The organism is Micromonospora sp. CNZ285 (genome assembly GCF_004637285.1).
Genome location: NZ_SPQD01000001.1, coordinates 2,432,605 through 2,451,410 on the forward strand (window position 1 = coordinate 2,432,605; position 18,806 = coordinate 2,451,410).

Consider the following 18,806-nt stretch of genomic DNA (forward strand, 5'->3'; position numbering starts at 1 on the left):
GGCGGAAATCGGTCGTATGCACGACCCATTCCACCGCTCGTACTGATCAGGGGCAGGGCCTGGCTGGACGCCATCCCACGTAGCCGTATGTCGGATTTGGTCCCGCTACGACCACAAACGAGAGATCACAGAATCACTCCCAAGCGACCTTTACGATCCTTAAGTTCGTTTCCGGACGCAGATCCCCCGACACCTCCGGACGGACTCATTCTGCAACGCCGTCCGACGCTCTCGCAAACCCCATCCTGTCGGGAAGCCGATGATCGATGGACGGCAACTCGACGTGGATCTTCGAGAACGGACGCCCATTCAGGGACGCCTTTTCACGCATCGCCGCAGATGGCGGCGGGGGCGGGCGCCCGGGCGTCGCGGCCTCCCCGGGGCGCCGCCGCGCCGGGCAACCCGGCGAAAAAATTCTTCGCGTACGGTTGCCCGGGCGGCGGTGATGGACATGAACGGCGGACCGGGCCGCGCCCGTCGTACCACGGGCACCTCCCCCGGACGGTGGATGCGACCGGCCGACCGGCCGACCGTGCCGGCGGCGCCGGACCGACCACTGTGGCCGGAGTGTGACGCTCGCTACACGGCCTCGGCACCGGCCGCCGGCGGCGTGGCCATCTTGTGGTTGCGGCCGGGCACCCGGAAGTGGTGGAACGTGACAGTGGCGCTGACGTCCAGCGCGTGCACCCAGTGCCACCAGCCGACCGGCACCAGCAGCATCTGCCCCGGTTCGAGCACCGTCTCCAGCACCGTCGCCTCGGCGTACCGGGGATGCCGGTCGAGGTCCGGTCGCGCCGCGTCCACCGCGCTGAACGTCCCGCCGCGGGGATAGACCAGATGCCGCTGGTACGACGGCACCAGCCGGACGTGCTTACGGCCGAGCACCTGGCAGAGCAGCACGGTGCTGTTGTCCACGTGCAACGGCGTGACGGTGCCGGCCGGTCCCAGCAGCAGGTGCCCGCCACCGGCCGGGTCGACGAGGTGCGCCGGCGGCCGCACGTCGGCGGCGAGCGCCCGCAGCGCGCCGTTCCAGTTCTCGTTGCGCGGCACCATGTAGTAGTCGTTCGTCCGCGCGCCGGAGTCCAGCAGCGCCACGTAGTCCGCGAACGGCATGGTGGTGCGGTGCCTGTCGTACTGCCAGGCGTGGTCGGGGTTCGCCTCGCGGCCGGTCATCACCTCGACGACAGCGTCCGGGCACCTGCGGGCCATCCGGGCCGGTGTCCAGTCCCGCGCGGGCCAGTCCTCCATCAGGCCGTCGAGCACGACCGGCCGGTTGCCGTAGTAGTAGCGGGCGAAGAACTCCTCGGCGCCGGGGGCGGACCGGCGCTCCAGGGCGCGGCCCCCGTCGTCCTCGCGCAGCACCCGGTAGGTGTCCAGCACCGACTCCATCCAGTCGTAGCGCAGCGCGAGCCGCCGGCACACGGCGAAGTACGGATGGCCGGCGAGCGCCGCCAGCTCCGCGTCGACGGCGTCGGCGTCCGCGCCGGCGGCGACGGCCGCCGCGCGGGCCTGCCCGGTGGCGACGCCCATCGCCAGGTTCTCGGCGAGCCACTCCCGCCAGGCGGGGAGCAGGCCCGGCGCGGCGGCCACCGTCACCGGGTGACCTCGACGGGCGGAGCGGCCGGCGCGGCCGGGCGGAGCGACAGCACCACGGCGCCGCCGCGGACGTCGGCGGGCGGCGGCGTGAGCCGGGGCGCCCGGGTGTACTCGGAGCAGTTGACGTAGGAGTTCTTGACGTGGGCCGGGATGTGGTCCGGCGTGGTGTCGGTCATGCCCGGCAGTCAACCGGCGCGGCGTCCCGGGCCGCCAGGGACGCCGATCCCGTCCGGCCCGGGACGCCGTCGCCGCACCGCACGGCCGATCCCGCCGTCCCGGCCGGACCGGGACATCCGCCCCTGGCCGCCGGGACGCCGCCGCCCGCAGGGTGACGGCGGCGGGCCGCGCCGGCGCGGAAACGGTACGGCGGGCCCGCGTACCGCCCGGCCCGCCACCCGGCTCACGCCGTTCAGGTGGTCCCCCGACACCTCCCGGCCTGACACAGTGGACCCGACATGCGTGACGACCTCCTCACTCCGCGTCGAACGGCCTGGGCCGTCCTCGTCGCCACCGGCGTGCTCACGCTCGGCGCGGTCGCCGGCTGGGCGGTGGCGACTCCCCCGTTCACCGCCGGTCAGCTCTACTCGCTCGTCGACCTGCTCGACGGCGTCGTCTACGGCGCGGCGGCATGGCTGATCCTGAGCCGCCGGCGCAGCGGCAGCCGGCTTCCGGGGTGGATCGCCGGCGCGGCGGCGCTCGGCGGCGCGCTCGCCGCGTGCTGCGCGCAGTGGCAGCTCGCCGTCGGCGGGCCGCCGCTGCTGACCGCCCTGCACCAGTGGGCCTGGGTGCCCGGCCTCTACTCGCTCGTCGTGGTCATGCCCTGGCTGCTGCCGGAGCGGCCGCCCGGCCGGCTCGACCGGATCGCGGTCGCGGTCGGCCTGGGGTACGTGGCGCTGACGGTGGCCGTCCTCGCCACCGCGCCGCCGCCGGTGGGAGTGGTGCCGCTGACGCCGGAACTGCGCGAGGCCCGCGCCGCGCTGCTGCGACCGTTGTCCCCCGTCCTGCCGTACGCGCTGGTCGGGCTCGGCGCGCTCGCCGCCGCCGGCGTCGCGTGGCGGTGGCGGCGCGGGGAGCCCGCGCTGCGCAACGGCCTCGGCTGGGTGACCGCGGGCAGCGCGTTGCTCACCCTGGCCTTCCTGGCCACGCTCCTGCCGCCGGCGGTGGTGCCGCCGGCCGTCCCCGCGCTGCTGATGCTCGCCTCCCAGGCGTTCTTCCCCGCCGCGGTGGCAGTGGTGGTGCTGCGCCAGCAGTTGTGGGGCATGCGGCTGGCCGTCCGGCGCACCCTGGTCTGGCACCTGATGACCGCGACGGTGATCGCCGCCTACTGCGCGGCGGTCGCCGTGTCCGATCGGCTGCTGCCGCACGCCGCGCCGCTGCCGCAACTGCTGGTCACCGGCGTGATCGCGGCGGCCTTCCAGCCGGTCCGCGCGCTCGTGCAGCGACGGGTGGACGGGCTCGTGCACGGCGAGTCGCCCGAACTCCTGCTGCACCGGGTGGTGCGCAGCGGCGGCAGCACGACCGACATCGGCGCGGCGGTGGCCACCGCACTGCGGCTGGCCGACGTGCGGATCACCGAGGACGGGCCGCAGCCGCCGCCGCACGAGGGCGGGCCGCCGGTCACCGTGCCGCTGGTCCGCGGCGACCGGCTGGTCGGCCACCTGCACGCCTGGCCCCGGCCCGGCGAGCTGCTGGACGACCGGGCCGGGGAGGCGCTCGCCGTCCTCGCCCCGGTGGTCGCCGCGATGGTGGACCTCGCCGGCACGAACCGGGACCTGGCCCGGTCGCGGCAGCGGCTGGCGGAGGTACGCGACGAGGAGCGCCGCTCGCTGCGCCGGGACCTGCACGACGGCCTCGGGCCGGCGCTCAGCGGCATCGGGCTGGGCCTGGCCGCCACCCGCAACCTGCTGCGCCGCGACCCGGACCGGGCCGAGGAACTGCTGGACCGGCTGACCGAGGAGCTGACCGCACGGGCGGCGGAGGTACGCGAGCTGGCGCACGGGCTGCTGCCGCCGGTGCTCGCCGACGGCGGCCTGCGTCCCGCCCTGGACCTGCTGCGCACCCAGTACGCGCGGGCCGGGCTGCGGATCGTGATGCGCGCCCCCGCATCGCTGGACCCGCTGCCGGAGCCGGTCGCCACCGCCGCGTACGGCGTCACCGCCGAGGCGGTGCGCAACGTGCACCGGCACGCCGGGGTGGACACCTGCACGGTGTCGCTGGACCGGCTACCGGACCTGCTCCGGGTCACCGTCACCGACGAGGGCCGGGGCGTGGCCGCCGGGCCGGTCCGCCCCGGCGTGGGCCTGCACGCCATGCGGGAACGGGCGCAGGCGGTCGGCGCGACGCTGACCGTCGGGCCGGCACCCTCCCGCGGCACCACCGTCTGCCTGACCGTCCCCCTGGAGTGCCGGTGACCGACCACCCGATCCGCGTCGTCGTGGTGGACGACCACCCGGTCTTCCGGCTCGGCATGAGCGCGCTGCTGGACACGCTCGACGGCATCGAGTGCGTCGGCGAGGCCGCCGACGCGTCCGAGGCCCGGGTGCTGGTCGACAGCACCAGGCCGGACGTGGTGCTGATGGACCTCCATCTCGGGCCGGGATCCGGGATCGAGGCCACCCGGGCGTTGAGCCGTGACCACCCGGAGGTCCGGGTGCTGGTGGTGACCATGCTCAACGACGACGCCTCACTCGTCGCCGCGGTACGCGCCGGAGCGCGTGGATACGTGCTCAAGGGGGCCTCGGCCGCGGACGTGGAGCGCGGCATCCGGGGTGTGGCCGGCGGCGACCTGGTCCTCGGCGGCCCGCTCGCCGACCGCGCCGCCGCTCTGCTGGGCGCCCGCGCCGACGGCCCGTTCCCGGAGCTGACCGACCGGGAACGCGAGGTGCTCGGCCTGCTCGCCCGGGGCCTGTCGAACCCGCTCATCGCGCACCGGCTCGGGCTGAGCGCCAAGACCGTACGGAACAACGTCTCCGCCATTCTGGTCAAACTCCGTCTCGGCAGCCGCGCCGAGGCGATAGCCCGGGCGCGCGACCACGGAATGGGTAATCCGAACGCCGCCGAACTGCCGCCGTCCCCGGCCCGCTGATCGGCGCCGCCGATTTCGAATCCGGCGCCCCGGTTTCGATTCCGGTCCGGTCGGCGGAGACGATTCCCGCACGCCGTTCCGGGGCGCTCCCGGCACACGCCGGGCCTGTGTCGTGGCTGCTCACCGGCGCTGCCGCCGGCCGCCCCGCCGCGCCGGGAGCGGGGCGGAGAAGGACGCCTCCCCGTGTGGAAGAAAGCCTTCCCTAACCAAGGTAAGGCTCATCTTCGCCGGTCCGGGACTCGGCGCGGAAACGGCGACTTACGGCCGCCAACCCCGCATTCCGTTGTTAAGGTGAGCATGATCCTCACTGACGGCGGACGGGTTTGAGGACCGGGCCGCACGGCAAATACCCGATGGCATTCGAGCACCACGAGGCCGGCTGTTCGTGTCCGCCGGCCCGCATGACTTGGAGGCACCATGAAGACCCTGTTGCAGTCTCCGCCGGTACGTGAATGCGCCGCCACCGCGTGCAGCTTCAACGACAACGGCTGTCACGCTCCCGCGATCACCGTGGCGGCGTCCGCCGACGCGGCCTCCTGCGCGACGTTCGTCGAGTCCTCGCTCAGCGGCGGGATCGCCGAGGTCACCGGCGCGGTGGGCGCCTGCGCGCGGGCCGAGTGCGTGTACAACACCAACCTCGCCTGCACCGCCGAGTCGATCACGGTCGGCCCGGGCGCCACGGTCAGCGACTGCCTGACCTACCAGCCCGCCTGACGAACCGGACACCACGCCCGTACGGGTCACGACGGTCACCGTCGTGACCCGTACGGCTGTGCGGCATCCGACCCGCCGTTGCACAGGTAAGCCTTACCTACTACCGTCTGACCTGGGCCGACTTCACCCCTTCCCGGCCGAGGAGACAGACATGGCGTTGCACCCCGCCGGGCGCCCGGCCCCGTCGGCCGGCGTCGCCCCGGTCGCCGCCCGGCCGTCGGCGCTCCCCTCCACGCCCCGCGACGCCGTCTCCGCCCGGTGCGTGCTGAGCGCCGCCTCCTCGGTGCGGCTGACGCTCGGCGACACCACCGCCGACCTCCTCTCCGCCCACGCTGTCCTCCCCGACGGCACGATCGTGCTCGCGGTCGACGCGATGAGCCGCACCGGCGGCCTGCTGGTGGCCGCGCGCGGCCACAGCGGTGCGGTACGCCTCGACGTGACCCACCTCGCGCCGGTCGCCGTACGCTCGCGGGTGCGCGCCCGGCTGCGGATCCTCGGCACCGCCCGCCGCTTCGACCCGGCCGCACTCGACGCCTGCGACCCGGCCACCGTGATGTCGCTGCTCGACCTGCCGCCGGTGGCGCTGTGGGCGATCGCGCCGGACGAGATCGTCCTCGACCGGGCCGCCCAGCCCGTCGCGGTGGACCCCGGCACGTACCGGGCCGCCCGCCCGGACCCGATCGCCGTCGACGAGGCCGCCCACCTCGCGCACCTGGCCCGCTGCCACAGCGACCTCCTGGACCGGCTCGGCACGCTCGTCGACAGCGGCGCCGGCGCGACGCGGATCGTCCCGGTGGCGCTCGACGCCGAGGGCATCGTGCTGCGCGCGGAGCGGCCGGACGGTCACACCGACACCCGGTTGTCCTTCACCCGGCCGGTCACCGCCGGCGCCGGCCTCGCCGAGGCGTTGCGGACGCTTGTCGCCTAGCCCGTGTTTCATAAGGCCCGGAGGTACTGGTTGATGGCGGCGATGGTCAGGGTGGCTTCGTAGCGGACGGCGAGTTTGTCGTAGCGGGTGGCCATGGCGCGGTGTTGTTTGAGCTGGTTGATGCCGCACTCCACGGCGTGGCGTCGGCGGTAGGTCTCAGGGTTGAAGGCGGGTGGCCGGCCGCCGCGGGAGCCTTTGGCGCGGCGGTGGGCGTCTTGGTCGGTCTTGCTCGGGATGCAGGCCTTGATTCCGCGTCGGCGCAGGTAGGCGCGGTTGGCCCTGGACGTGTAGGCCCGGTCCGCGAGGACCTGCTGCGGGCGGGTCCGGGGCCGGCCGGGACCGCAGCGGGTGACGCGGATGCGGTCGAGGACCGTGGTGAATTGCGGGCTGTCACCGCGATGTCCGGCCGTGACGACGGTGGCCAGGACCTTACGGCCCTGTTCGCAGGCGAGATGGGTCTTGGTGGTCCATCCGCCTCGCGAACGGCCCAGCGCATGATCGGCAGGCTCGGCGTAGATCCCGCCGGGTGGTTCTTTCTGCTGGTCGCCGTTACGGCGGGCGCCGGCGGCGTGTTGATGGGCGCGGCTGATCGTGGAGTCGACGCTGACGGTCCAGTCGATGCGCCCGGCCGCGTCGGCTGCGGCTTGCAGCCCTGCGAGGATGCGGGCCCAGGTGCCATCACGTTGCCAGCGGCGGAACCATCGATACAGCGTCTGCCATGGGGCGTAGTTCGCGGGTACGTCACGCCAGGGCGCACCGGTGCGTACCCGCCACCGTATGCCGTCGATGATCTGTCGTCTGGTCCACTTGCACGGTCTTCCCCGCGACGATTCCGCAGGCAGCAAAGGGTGCAGGTGCTGCCACTGGATGTCGCTGAGGTCATGCCGCGCCGCCGCCGCTAGGCTGGCCACGAGGTCTCCGGTATTCAGGTTTGCTTGGTCGCTTACCCACTTACCGGAGACCTCTTCAGCAATCGATCACCGCCACGCCGTGACCTCACCCGGCCCACGCCCACTTACGAAACACGGGCTAGGGCGCCGGGGCGGATCGCGTCCGCCCGGATCGAGGAGGCTCACGAGCGCCGCGGGTCAGCCGGGTTCGCCGTCGAGCCCGCCGCTTCCGCTCCGTACTGAACGCATCGCAGCGACACCCTGTCTTGATGTCGGTCTAAACAGGGGCTTGCGCGCTGATTAGATGGGTGTCAACCTAGAGACATGCCGAAGCAACAGGCGCCGATTCCCCTCGTCGACCTCAACGCCGACGCGCCGTGCTGCCCCTCGCTGGCGCAGCGCCGGGTCCCGGCCGAGACGGCGGCGGTGCTCGCGCCCGCGTTCAAGGCCCTCGGCGATCCGGTACGGCTGCAGCTGATGTCGATGATCGCGTCCGCCGAGGGCGGCGAGGTGTGCGTGTGCGACCTGACGCCGGCGTTCGACCTGACCGGGCCGACGATCTCCCACCATCTCAAGACGTTGCGCGAGGCGGGCCTGGTGGACGCCGAGCGGCGGGGCACCTGGGTCTACTACCGCGCGCGGCCGCAGATCCTGCGCCAGCTCGCCGGCCTGCTGTCGATCGAGCCGGCCGCCGCGGCGCAGCGGTAGCCGCACGCCACACCCCGCGGAGAGCCGGTCCGATCACCGTCACACCTGCCACCGCCTCGGCCCGCAGGCTCTCGAGGCAGCCGCCCCGCACCGGCGCGGCCTCACCCTGCGCGTACGCGCCGGCACCGACAACCCACTGGAGCCTCCATGAGTACCGCCACCACAGCCGACCACGCCCCGCCGGTGGTGGCACGCCTGTCGCGCCTCGACCGGTTCCTGCCGGTGTGGATCGGCCTGGCCATGGTCGCCGGTCTGCTGCTCGGCCGGATCGTCCCCGGCCTGGACGAGGCTCTCGGCGCCGTCGAGGTCGGTGGCATCTCCCTGCCCATCGCCCTCGGCCTGCTGATCATGATGTATCCGGTCCTGGCCAAGGTCCGCTACGACCGCCTCGACACCGTCACCGGTGACCGGCGCCTCCTGGTCTCGTCGCTGATCCTCAACTGGATCGTCGGTCCCGCCGTCATGTTCGCCCTGGCCTGGGTGTTCCTGGCCGACCAGCCGGAGTACCGCACCGGTCTGATCATCGTCGGCCTGGCCCGCTGCATCGCGATGGTCATCATCTGGAACGACCTGGCCTGCGGCGACCGGGAGGCGGCAGCGGTCCTCGTCGCCGTCAACTCGGTGTTCCAGGTCCTCGCCTTCGGCCTGCTCGGCTGGTTCTACCTGTCGGTGCTGCCGGGCTGGCTGGGTCTGGACGGCGCCGCGCTGGAGGTCTCCGGCTGGGACATCGCCGGTAACGTGCTCGTCTTCCTCGGCATCCCCCTGCTCGCCGGCTACCTCTCCCGCCGCCTCGGCGAGCGCACCAGGGGCCGCGACTGGTACGAGCGGCGGTTCCTGCCCAGGATCGGGCCCGTCGCCCTGTACGGACTGCTGTTCACCATCGTCGTGCTGTTCGCCCTGCAGGGCGAGGCCATCACCGACCGACCGGCCGACGTGGCCCGCATCGCTCTGCCGCTGCTGGCCTACTTCGCCCTCATGTGGGCCGGCTCCTACCTGCTCGGCCGGGCCATCGGCCTGAACTACGAACGCACCACCACCCTGGCGTTCACCGCGGCGGGCAACAACTTCGAACTGGCCATCGCGGTCGCGATCGGCACCTTCGGGATCGCCTCCGGCCAGGCCCTCGCCGGCGTCGTCGGCCCGCTGATCGAGGTCCCGGTCCTCGTCGGCCTGGTCTACGTCTCGCTGTGGGCCCGCGCCCGCCTGTTCCCCGCACCGGGAACCCGGCCGTGAGACGCCTCGGCCCCGGATCCGTCACCGGCATCCACCGCGCCGCGGCACGCCGCGCGGCAACCACCCGAATCAGGGAGACCCGATGAGCGACAAGCCCAGCGTCCTGTTCGTCTGCGTGCACAACGCCGGCCGTTCCCAGATGGCCGCCGGGTGGCTGCGCCACCTCGCCGGCGACACCGTCGAGGTGCGCTCCGCCGGCAGCGCGCCCGCCGGCCAGGTCAACCCGGCCGCCGTCGAGGCCATGCGGGAGGTCGGTGTCGACATCACCGACCAGACCCCCAGGCTCCTGGAGTACGAGACGGCGGAGTCCTCGGACGTCATCGTCACCATGGGCTGCGGTGACGCCTGCCCCGTCTTCCCGGGCAAGCGGTACGAGGACTGGAAGCTCGACGACCCCGCGGGCAAGGGCGTCGACGCGGTACGCCCCATCCGGGACGAGATCCGTACCCGGGTGGAACGGCTGCTCGCCGAGCTGCACCCGACCGCCTGACATCCGCCCTCACGGTCGACACCGGAGTGGCAACCGACGATGATCCGGTCCTGATTGCACCGGCGGGCGGCCGCCGTTGGTGCGACGATGCAAGCGTGGGAACTGCGAAGACTGCCACCCCTGCCATCTCGCCGCTCACCGGCGAGCCGATCAAGCGTGCCGACGCCGAACGCCTCGCGGGCGTCCTGAAGGCGTTGGCCGACCCGGCCCGGCTGCGCCTGCTCAGCCTGATCCAGTCCGCGCCGGAGGGCGAGGCGTCCGTCAGCGACCTCACCGCGCCGCTCGGTCTCTCCCAGCCGACCGTCAGCCACCACCTCCGGATCCTCACCGAGGCCGGTCTGATCGAGCGGGAGAAGCGGGGCGTGTGGGCGTACTACCGCCTGGTGCCGTCCGCGATCTCGGCGATCGCCGAGTTGCTGACGCCGCCTCGTAAACGGCCGACGAAGAAGGTCCGCTGAGCCGGCACCCTTGAGGTGCGCGGCCCGAGCCGGTAGAAACGGCGGGGCCGACAGGAGATCAGTCATGACCGACACCGACGGGCGGTTGTCCGCGACGCCGCGTACGACCCTGCGCCGGATGAAGGAGAAAGGGCACCACGACCGCGCCGCCCTGTTCGACGTGCTCCGGGCCGCCTCCGTCTGCCATCTCGGCGTGCTCGTCGACGGCGGCCCGATGGTGGTGCCGACCGTCTACGGCTTCGACGACAGGCACCTCTACCTGCACGGCTCGGTGGCCAGCCGGAGCCTCACCACCGACGCCGAGGTCTGCGTGACGGTCACCGTGGTCGACGGGCTGGTCCTGGCGCGCTCGGTGTTCGAGCACGGGATCAACTACCGCAGCGCGATGATCTACGGCCGGCCCCGGTGGGTGACCGACGCCGAGGAGAAGGTGTACGGCCTGCGGCTGCTGACCGAGCACGTCGCCCCCGGCCAGTGGGACCACGCCCGCCGCCCGAACCGGCGGGAACTGGCGGCCACCGCGCTGCTGGCGCTTCCGCTGGCCGAGGCGTCGGTCAAGACGCGCAGCGGACCGCCGGACGACGGCGACAGCCCGGACGCCGCCCTCGGGCTCTGGGCCGGCGAGCTGCCGCTTGTCGCGCGCTGGGAGCAGCCGGTGACCGACCCGGCGCTGCCGCCGGCGACGCCGGTGCCGGCGCACGTCGCCGCGCGCGCCGGCACCCGCGCCGACCAGGGCTGACGGGCGGCCCCCGGTCCGCCTACCGGAGCTGGCGGGCCACCTCCGCCAGCGGCAGCCGGGGCTGGACGGCCGCGCGGGCGGCCACCACGGCGAGAGCCCGGGGCACACCGGCGCAGTGCGCGATGATCTCCCGTACCGCCGCGCGCTCGGCGGTGAGGCGACGCTCGCCGAGGCGCGCCGCCAGCAGGTCCCACGCCTCACCGGCGGCCAGCTCGTCGACCACGACCGGGCACGCGGCCTCGCCGACGACCAGGCCGGTGAGGCGGTGCCGGCTGGTCACGACCACCATGCAGCCGGGTACGCCGGGCAGCAGCGGCCGCACCTGGTCGGCGTCGCGGGCGTCGTCGAGCACGATGAGCATCCGGCGTCCGGCGAGCGCGCTGCGGTAGAGCCCGGTGCGCGCCGCAGGTCCGCACGGGACGCCACCGGGTACGTCGAGCGCCTCGATGAGGCCGCCGAGCGCCTCCGCCGGCGGCACCGCCGCTCTGCCCGGTTCACTGCCGCCGAGCTGGACGTGCAGCACCCCGTCGGCGAACCGGGCCGCCGACCGGTGCGCCCAGCGCAGCGCCAGCGCCGTCTTGCCGATGCCGGACCGGCCGGACAGGACGCACACGACCACGCTCGACATCCGTCGCGGTCCGCCGTCGAGCAGCCGGTCGAGTTGCCGCAGTTGGGCGGAACGGCCGGTGAAGCCGGGAATCTCCAGCGGCAGTTGCATGGGGCGGATCCGGGCCGACAGCGCCGGGTGGGCGGGCAGGCCGAGGACCTCGCGGAGCAGCCGGACGGTCGCGGGCCGCGGACGGGTCACCCGCGACGACTCCAGGTTGCGGATGCTCCGGACGCTCAGTCCGGTACGAGCGGCCAACTCCTCCTGTGTCAGGTTGGCCAGTCGCCGGGCGGTAGCTATTTCATGACCCAACGTATCCATGTAGCCGATCACAGCGTCGTCTCCGTACCGGTTCTGGTGGATTCATGACGGTGGACCACCGACGCCGCGACCGCTGAGCGGGCAGTCAGCAGCGACATTGCCGGTGATCTGCCGGTGAAGCTCCTGTTGGCCAGACGAGGTTAAGTCCACAGTGGGTCCGACGCTATCGACCGGAGTCGAATCGACGGTCGACGAGACGGGCCCTTCCCGGCATCGGTGCAGCGTCGCAGAAGCAGCACTTCCGGTCACTCTCCGCAAACCTCAGATCCGTCCGGCGCGGGCCCGGAGGGCAGCGCGCCGACCAGGAGGACGAACATGCGAAGGTACGTCAGCGACACCGCCGAACTCACCGACGAGTACGGCATCCGGATCGGCCGCTGGACGCAGTACCGCGATCTCGGCCCGTTGCCGTTCGACGCCATGTGGTGCGTGATCCCGCCCGGCGGCAGCAGCAGCGAGGACATCCACCCCGAGGTCGAGTTCGCCGTGGTGACCCGCGGCACGGCCATCTACGAGGCGGGCGGCGAGAAGGTCGAGGTGCCGACCGGCGGCGTCATCCTGCTCGAACCCGAGCAGCGCCACGTCATCCACAACCCCTCGCCGGAGCAGCCGCTCACCATCCTCAGCATCTACTGGATGCCCCGGCCCGACGACGCGGCGCAGCCCGACGACGCGGCGCAGCCCGGCGCGGACGACGGAGCCGGCCGTGACTGACGCCGCCTCCGGCGTGGTGCTGGTGGTGACGCCGCCACCGACGCCGAACGGGCCGCTGCACCTCGGGCACCTCAGCGGCCCGTACGTCGCCGGGGACATCGCGGCCCGCGCGCTGCGCGCCGCCGGCCGGCGGGTGGTGACCCAGTGCGGCCTGGACGCGCACCAGAACTACGTGCTCGCCCGGGCGGAGGCGCGGGGCGAGACTCCCGCGGACACCGTCGACCACTTCGGCTCGTCGATCCACGCCGCGCTGCGCGCCGCGCGCATCCGGTACGACGTCATGGCCGACCCGCTGGCCGACGCCGACTACCGCCGGGCGGTGGCGAGCCTGCTCACCGAACTGGTGGAGGCGAAGGTGGTGGAGGTCGCCCCGGTGTCGCTGCGCGCGTGCGCGGCCTGCCGGCGGACCCTGCACCACGTCCGGGTCGCCGGGCGCTGCCCGGCCTGCGGCGCCGGCGCGAACGGCGGTACCTGCGAGGGCTGCGGCGGCTTCTGCACCGCCGCGAACCTGGCCGGTGCGCGGTCGACCTGCTGCGACGCGGCACCCGAACCGGTCACCTGCACGGTCCCGGTGCTGCGGCTCGACGAGCACCGGGAGCGGCTGGCCGAGTTCTGGTCCCGCGCGGTGCTGCCGCCCCGGCTGCGGCGCCTCGTCGCCTCGTACCTCGACGGTGGGCTGCCGGAGGTGCCGCTGGCGTACCCGACGGACTGGGGCGTCGAGTGGGACGACGGCCTGCGCATCGACGTCTGGGCGGAGATGGCCCTGGCCAACCTGGTGCTGCCCGCCCGCCACCTGCGGCCGGACGCGGACACGCTGGCCGGGTACCTGGACGCGTGGCGGGACGTGGACGAGCAGTGGATCTTCCTCGGGGTCGACAACGCGTTCTACTACGCGCTGCTCATCCCGGCCCTGCACCTGGCCGCCGGGCTGCCCGACCGGCCGACCGGGCTGGTCGTGAACGAGTTCTACCGGCTCACCGGCGCCAAGTTCTCCACCAGCCGCGAGCACGCGATCTGGGCGCACGAGTTCCTGGCCACCGAGGACCCGGCGATGGTCCGGGCGTTCCTGAGCTGGGACCGGCCGGACAGCTACGAGTCCGACTTCCGGCCGGAGGCGTACGAGGCGTTCGCCGCCCGGTACGCCGCGACCCTGGCCGGCGCCGTACCCGGCCTGGACGGCGTGCTCGCCGACACCGAGCTGACCCGCGGCGAGCAGGCGCTGCGCCCGGAGCACTTCGACCCGGCCACCGCGGTCCGGGCGGCGCTGGCCGCGTACCCCGGTGCGCCGACGCGGGCGGCCCGGCTGCTCGGCGTCGTCGGCGGCGCGGAACCGGCGGGTTCGGATGGGTGAGCCGCGCGTGCTCGTCGTCGGCGCGGGCGTGAGCGGCGTCCTGCTCGCCCGGCGGCTGCGGGACGCGGGCGCCGACGCGGTCCTGATCGGTCCGCACGGCGGCGGTCCGGACGGGCGGCCCGCCGACGCGACTGCCGCGTCCGGCGGGCTGGTGCGGGCCTTCGAGCCCGATCCGGCCGCCCGGTCCCTCGCCGCCGCGAGCCTCGCCGAACTGCTGGCCGATCCGTCCCTCGCGACAGCGGCGGGGTGGCGGCGGACCGGCTCGCTCTACCTGCTCGACGCCGGGCCGGCGGCCGGCGTGGACGGCGCCGAGATACTCACCCGGGCCGAGGTCGCCGACCGGTTCGGCTTCGCCGGACTCCCGGACGGCACGGTGGGGATCTGGGAGGACCGGGCCGGCTACCTGGACCCGGACCGGCTGCGCCGGACCGTCCTGCGTGGCCTCGGCCGGACCGAGACCACACCGGTGGCCCGCCTCGACGACCGCGTGGTCGAGCTGCGCGACGGCCGCCGGCTCACCGGCGACCTCGTCGTCGTGGCCGCCGGCGCCTGGACCCCGCGCCTGCTGCGCGCCGCCGGGCTGCCGGCCTCGCTGCGCACCAAGCACATCCAGTACGCCCACCACGTCACCGGCCGCGCCGAGCTGCCGTGCTTCGTGGACGAGACCAGCGGCCTCTACGGCCGGCCGGCCGGTCCGGGGCGGATGCTGCTCGGGCTGCCCAGCGACAGGTGGGACGTCGACCCCGCCGTCCCCCGAGCCGGACGCCGCGCTGGCGGCACGGGTCCTGACCGTGGCGGCACGGCGGCTGCCCGGCCTGGACCCGCGACCGGCCGGCCTGCCGGTGAGCGCCGCCGACTGCTACAGCGAACCCGCCGGCCTGGCCCTGCGCCACGTGGCCGGCGCGGTGCACACCTTCACCGGCGGCAGCGGCGGCGCCGCCAAGACCGTCCTGGCCGCCAGCCGGCTCGCCGCCACCGCCCTGCTGAACACCCGAACCGCGATCCCTGTCCCCCACGGCCAGACAGAGGCAGACTGATGACGCAGACCTTTCACACAGTGGGAATCGGCGCCGTGCCGGCGAACCTGAGCCTCGCGGCGATGTACGACACCCTCGCGCCGCACGACATCGCGCTGTTCGAGGCCCGCGACCGGCCGGGCTGGCACGACGGGATGCTGCACAGCGGCGTCCGCATGCAGACCGGCTGGGTCAAGGACCTGGTCTCGCTCTACGACCCGACCCACCCGCTGTCGTTCCTCAACTACCTGGTCACCACCGGCCGGGTGTACGCCCTGCTGGGCGCCGGGTTCGACACCATCCCCCGGATCGAGTACCAGCAGTACCTGGTGTGGGCGGCGGGTCAGCTGCCGCGCATCACGTACGGCACCCGCGTCGACCGGGTCGAGTTCGACGGCGCGCTGGTCAGCCGCAGCGGCGGTGCGGAGGTCGCCCGCTCCCGGCACCTGGTGCTCGGCAGCGGAACCGTCCCCTTCGTACCGGAGTTCCTGGACGCCCTCGACCCCCGGCACCTGTTCGTCGCCGACGAGCTGCACCAGCGCCTCGCCACGGTGCCGGACGAGCCGGACCTGCCGTGGATCGTGATCGGCAGCGGCCAGACCAGCGCGGAGTGCGTCGCGGCGCTGCTCGCCCGCGGGTGCCGCGACATCAGGTGGATCGGACGGCGGTCGTGGTTCGCCCCGCTGGAGGACTCCCCGTCGGCGAACGACCTGTACCGGCCCGCCTACCAGGAGGCGTTCCTCACCCTGTCCCGGGACGTGCGGGAACGGCTCGTCTCCGGTCAGATCCTGACCAGCGACGGCATCTCCCCCGGCACGCTGCGCGGCGTCTACCAGCACAACTACGAGGAGCGGCTGCGCACCGGCCGGTTCCCGGTGACGATCATGCCGAGCCGTACCGTGACCGGCGCCCGGCAGCTCGACGGGGAGGTCGAGCTGGAGTGCCTGACCGCCGGCAGCGGCGAGGAACGGCACCGGGCGGTGAACCTCGTCGTCGCGGCGGGACGCCGGCAGGCGCCGCTGCCCTTCGACCCGGAGCTGACCGCGCTGATCGACCTGGACGAGCGCGGTGAGCCGGTCATCGAGTCGGACTACTCGATCCGGTGGAAGCACGCCGACGACCACAAGATCTTCGTGCTGAACCGGGGGCGGTACGTCCAAGGGCTCGTCGACTCCAACCTGAGCATCCTGCCGATCCGCAGCGCGATGATCCTCAACTCGATCGCCGGCCGCACCGTCTGCCGGTTCCGCGACGACTACCTCAGCACCCGATGGGCGTGAGTGCGATGACGTCATTCGACTACGACGACCGGATCTTCGTCTCCGTCGACCACGCCGGCGACGCCGACCCGCTGCGGGGGCACTACCACCAGCGCGGCGACCTGGTCTGGGCGGAGATCTCCGGCGGCCCGGTCCGGCACGGCCGGCTCGCCGGCACCTGCGACGCGCGGGGCGTGGTGCGTTTCGCGTACGTGGAGGTGCTCGTCGACGGCAGCATCGTCGTCGGCGAGTGCGAGTCGCGGCCCGAGCGGCTGCCGGACGGCCGGATCCGGCTGCGCGAGCAGTGGCGCCGGCACGGGCCGCGCCGCGACAGCGGCGTCTCCGTCATCGAGGAGGCCGCCCCGGCCCGCGCCGAGGCGAGGGAGGAGCAGCGTGTCTGACATCCAGATCGTCAGCTTCGTCGCGGCGAGCCTGCTCATCATCATCGTGCCGGGCGTCGACTTCGCCCTGGTCACCCGGCAGACCGTGCGGTACGGGCGGCGGGCCGGGTTCGTGGTGCTGGCCGGGCTGTTCGCCGCCGCGCTGGTGCACGCCTCGCTCGCCACCGCCGGCCTGTCCGCCCTGCTGGTGTCCTCGCCGACGCTCTACACGGTGCTGCGCGTCGCCGGCGCGCTGTACCTGCTCTACCTGGGCGGCACCATCCTCTGGGCCACCCGGCCACGACGGGCGACGGCCCCGGCCGCGCAGCCGGTCCCCGTGGGCGCGGGCGGCCCCGGGCCGGACGCGGGCACCGGCCCTGCCGCCGCGCCGGAGACGGTGGCCGCCGACGAGCCGCACGTGGCCCGGCGCTCGTTCGTCATGGGCGTCACCAGCCAACTGCTGAACGTCAAGGTGGTCGTCTTCTACGTCTCGTTCGTGCCGCAGTTCGTCAAGCCCGGCGACGGCGCGGCGGCCCGTACGGCGGTGCTGGCCGCCACGTTCATCGGCCTCGCCGTGCTCTGGTGGGCCTGCTACATCCTGCTCATCGACCGGTTGCAGCCCTGGCTGACGCGGCCGTCGGTGCTGCTGGTGATCGAACGGCTGACCGGGCTGATCCTGATCGTCCTGGCGGTGCGGATCGCGCTGAGCCACTGAGCCGCACCACAGGCGCCCGCCGGCCCGGCCGCATCCAGCCGGGCCGGCGGCGCTGTGGTGTCAGGCGTTGCGCGGACGGTGGGCAACGGTGAGGACGTGGGTGGTCGGCCACTCCAGCGGCCGGCCGTCCAGGTCGGTGAGGGACGCGACCGGTGCGATCCGGTTGTCGATCACCCAGTCGTTGCGGACCGGCGCCGAGGCCGGGCCGATCTCGAAACCTGCCTCGGTGAGCAACGCCGTCCAGTCGGCGAAGCTCAGGCCGCAGAACTGCTCCTTCGTCTCCGACAGCCAGTTGTCGGTGTAGTCCTTGCGGGTCAGGTAGTCCATCGCCGCGCCCAGGCCGAGACGGACCGCGCCGTCGGCCAGGGGCTCGTACGCGAAGCCGAACGCGAAGTCCACGGCGAACTGGTCCAGCCGCGCCCGCGTCGACAGTCCCGAGACGTACCGCCGGACCTCGGCCGAGGTCAGGTCGGCCAGGTCACGGCGGGGCGAGGCGGGGTTGTCGCCGTCGTCTGTGGTCAGCCGCAGGATCACCGGCCGACCGGGGTCGTCCGGTCCGCACACGTCGCTGTTGATCCAGACGCCGCCGGGCACCGTGTGGTCGTGGATGCGGCGGGCGAACTGGAGCAGCGACTCCCGCTGCCGCCCGTACGACCAGATCTCGTGGGTGAGCGCGAAGGTGAGCGTGGTGTCGACAGAGCGGTCCTTGAACACCGCGCCGCCGAGGACGTTGCGGTGGAAGAAGTAGACGTTGGCGTTGCGGAACACGCCCTGCGCCTTCTTGTGCAGGCACTCCTGGTAGAGGTGGCGGGCCACCTCCACGCCGATCAGGTCGCTCTCCCGCAGGGCGGACTCCCGGTCGGCCAGTTCCAGGACCGCGCCGGCGCCGCAGCCGATGTCGACGATGCGGCCGGGCTGCACGTACCGGCGCACCGAGTCCCACTTGCGGTGCGCGGCCGAGGCGAACGCCTCCACGTAGGTGCGGTAGTCACGGGTGACGGTGAGGCCGCCCTCGTCGCCGACGAGCGGGTCGTTCACCACCGACCGGATCGCCTCGACCAGGCGGTAGCGCTCGAACACGTCGATCGTCGCCGGGTGGGTGAGCGTCCGCCAGGTCTCGTCGCCGGCGGCCAGGCGCAGCAGCACGTCCCACGGCCGTTCCGGGGTCTCGGGCAGGTCCGGGTCGGCCTCGACCTGCGCGATCGCGAAGCCGAGCCGCTCGTACAGCTTGGCGACCTCCGGCGTGGAGCAGGCCACCACCGTGTCGGCGGGGGTGAGTTCGAGTCCGGTGGCCACCGCGATGCTCTTGAGCGTCACCTCGGCGAACGTGTCGGTGTACGCGGTGTCGAAGATCGGTACGGCCAGCGAGCGCAACCCGGTGAGCACGCTGAACCGCTCGATCGCGGCCTCCCGCCTGTGGTACGCGACGGGGTTGCGCCGGGTGTTCTCGTGGTTGGCCGACGTCACCGCCCAGACCACTGTGGCCTCGTCGCCGGCGAGCCGGCTCAGGTAGTCGGCCTGGAACCGGGTCAGCAGGTGGTGCCGCCCCGGGAACAGCACGAAGCGGGTCGGCAGGTCGGTCATGGTCACCTCGCCTGGGCG

At 73.5% G+C, this 18,806-nt stretch carries 19 protein-coding genes; 14 read left to right on the forward strand and 5 right to left on the reverse strand.

What is annotated here, in order from left to right:
* Positions 1-579: 579 nt before the first annotated feature.
* Positions 580-1,596: a cupin-like domain-containing protein gene (locus tag CLT75_RS11140; RefSeq protein WP_209310310.1), complete on the reverse strand. Its 1,017-nt coding sequence runs from the start codon at positions 1,594-1,596 to the stop codon at positions 580-582.
* Positions 1,593-1,772, reverse strand: a complete 180-nt coding sequence (locus CLT75_RS11145; protein WP_135240733.1) for a hypothetical protein — start codon at positions 1,770-1,772, stop codon at positions 1,593-1,595. The genes CLT75_RS11140 and CLT75_RS11145 overlap by 4 nt, the downstream gene beginning before the upstream one ends.
* A gap of 279 nt (positions 1,773-2,051) precedes the next feature.
* On the opposite strand from CLT75_RS11145, the gene CLT75_RS11150 reads away from it, so the two are divergent.
* The 4 genes from CLT75_RS11150 (at position 2,052) to CLT75_RS11165 (ending at position 6,323) form a co-directional block, all read left to right on the forward strand.
* Entirely contained in the window at positions 2,052-4,007 is a 1,956-nt protein-coding gene (locus CLT75_RS11150) for a sensor histidine kinase (RefSeq protein ID WP_135240734.1), read from the forward strand.
* Positions 4,004-4,681 (forward strand): response regulator, encoded by a 678-nt coding sequence (locus CLT75_RS11155; protein ID WP_318334566.1) that lies wholly within the window; start codon positions 4,004-4,006, stop codon positions 4,679-4,681. The genes CLT75_RS11150 and CLT75_RS11155 overlap by 4 nt, the downstream gene beginning before the upstream one ends.
* A 417-nt stretch (positions 4,682-5,098) precedes the next feature.
* Positions 5,099-5,395, forward strand: coding sequence for a DUF1540 domain-containing protein (locus CLT75_RS11160; RefSeq protein ID WP_135240735.1), 297 nt, complete (start codon positions 5,099-5,101; stop codon positions 5,393-5,395).
* A 151-nt stretch (positions 5,396-5,546) separates the two neighbouring features.
* Positions 5,547-6,323, forward strand: a complete 777-nt coding sequence (locus CLT75_RS11165; RefSeq protein ID WP_135240736.1) for a DUF2470 domain-containing protein — start codon at positions 5,547-5,549, stop codon at positions 6,321-6,323.
* Positions 6,324-6,331: 8 nt separating this feature from the next.
* Here the strand turns inward: CLT75_RS11165 and CLT75_RS11170 are convergent, their stop codons facing one another.
* Entirely contained in the window at positions 6,332-7,234 is a 903-nt protein-coding gene (locus CLT75_RS11170; RefSeq protein WP_135240737.1) for an IS5 family transposase, read from the reverse strand.
* A 303-nt stretch (positions 7,235-7,537) separates the two neighbouring features.
* Here CLT75_RS11170 and CLT75_RS11175 point away from each other — a divergent pair, with 303 nt between their 5' ends.
* The 5 genes from CLT75_RS11175 (at position 7,538) to CLT75_RS11195 (ending at position 10,841) form a co-directional block, all read left to right on the forward strand.
* On the forward strand, positions 7,538-7,921 hold the full coding sequence (locus CLT75_RS11175) for a metalloregulator ArsR/SmtB family transcription factor (protein ID WP_135240738.1): 384 nt from the start codon (positions 7,538-7,540) through the stop codon (positions 7,919-7,921).
* A gap of 147 nt (positions 7,922-8,068) precedes the next feature.
* Positions 8,069-9,154, forward strand: coding sequence for an ACR3 family arsenite efflux transporter (gene arsB / locus CLT75_RS11180; RefSeq protein WP_135240739.1), 1,086 nt, complete (start codon positions 8,069-8,071; stop codon positions 9,152-9,154).
* 82 nt (positions 9,155-9,236) lie between these two features.
* Entirely contained in the window at positions 9,237-9,644 is a 408-nt protein-coding gene (locus CLT75_RS11185) for an arsenate reductase ArsC (RefSeq protein WP_135240740.1), read from the forward strand.
* 95 nt (positions 9,645-9,739) lie between these two features.
* Complete coding sequence (locus CLT75_RS11190) at positions 9,740-10,102, forward strand: ArsR/SmtB family transcription factor (protein WP_135240741.1); 363 nt, start codon at positions 9,740-9,742, stop codon at positions 10,100-10,102.
* Positions 10,103-10,166: 64 nt separating this feature from the next.
* The gene (locus CLT75_RS11195) at positions 10,167-10,841 is read left to right on the forward strand and encodes a pyridoxamine 5'-phosphate oxidase family protein (protein WP_135240742.1); all 675 of its coding nucleotides are present in this window, start codon (positions 10,167-10,169) and stop codon (positions 10,839-10,841) included.
* A 19-nt stretch (positions 10,842-10,860) separates the two neighbouring features.
* Here the strand turns inward: CLT75_RS11195 and CLT75_RS11200 are convergent, their stop codons facing one another.
* Positions 10,861-11,769 (reverse strand): helix-turn-helix domain-containing protein, encoded by a 909-nt coding sequence (locus CLT75_RS11200; protein ID WP_486485339.1) that lies wholly within the window; start codon positions 11,767-11,769, stop codon positions 10,861-10,863.
* Between the two features lie 315 nt (positions 11,770-12,084).
* Here CLT75_RS11200 and CLT75_RS11205 point away from each other — a divergent pair, with 315 nt between their 5' ends.
* The 5 genes from CLT75_RS11205 to CLT75_RS11230 are packed head-to-tail and all read left to right on the forward strand — an operon-like array spanning position 12,085 to position 17,204.
* Complete coding sequence (locus tag CLT75_RS11205) at positions 12,085-12,483, forward strand: cupin domain-containing protein (protein ID WP_135240744.1); 399 nt, start codon at positions 12,085-12,087, stop codon at positions 12,481-12,483.
* Positions 12,476-13,834 (forward strand): class I tRNA ligase family protein, encoded by a 1,359-nt coding sequence (locus CLT75_RS11210; RefSeq protein ID WP_135240745.1) that lies wholly within the window; start codon positions 12,476-12,478, stop codon positions 13,832-13,834. Before CLT75_RS11205 ends, CLT75_RS11210 begins: the two co-directional genes overlap by 8 nt.
* Positions 13,827-16,130: an FAD-dependent oxidoreductase gene (locus tag CLT75_RS33135; RefSeq protein WP_486485130.1), complete on the forward strand. Its 2,304-nt coding sequence runs from the start codon at positions 13,827-13,829 to the stop codon at positions 16,128-16,130. The genes CLT75_RS11210 and CLT75_RS33135 overlap by 8 nt, the downstream gene beginning before the upstream one ends.
* Before the next feature lie 5 nt (positions 16,131-16,135).
* A complete protein-coding gene (locus CLT75_RS11225; RefSeq protein ID WP_486485131.1) occupies positions 16,136-16,510 on the forward strand; it encodes an avidin-fold protein in 375 nt (124 codons plus the stop codon).
* Positions 16,503-17,204: a LysE family translocator gene (locus tag CLT75_RS11230; RefSeq protein ID WP_135240748.1), complete on the forward strand. Its 702-nt coding sequence runs from the start codon at positions 16,503-16,505 to the stop codon at positions 17,202-17,204. The genes CLT75_RS11225 and CLT75_RS11230 overlap by 8 nt, the downstream gene beginning before the upstream one ends.
* Positions 17,205-17,264: 60 nt before the next feature.
* On the opposite strand, the gene CLT75_RS11235 is transcribed toward CLT75_RS11230, so the two are convergent.
* Entirely contained in the window at positions 17,265-18,788 is a 1,524-nt protein-coding gene (locus CLT75_RS11235; RefSeq protein WP_135240749.1) for a class I SAM-dependent methyltransferase, read from the reverse strand.
* Between the last annotated feature and the right edge of the window lie 18 nt (positions 18,789-18,806).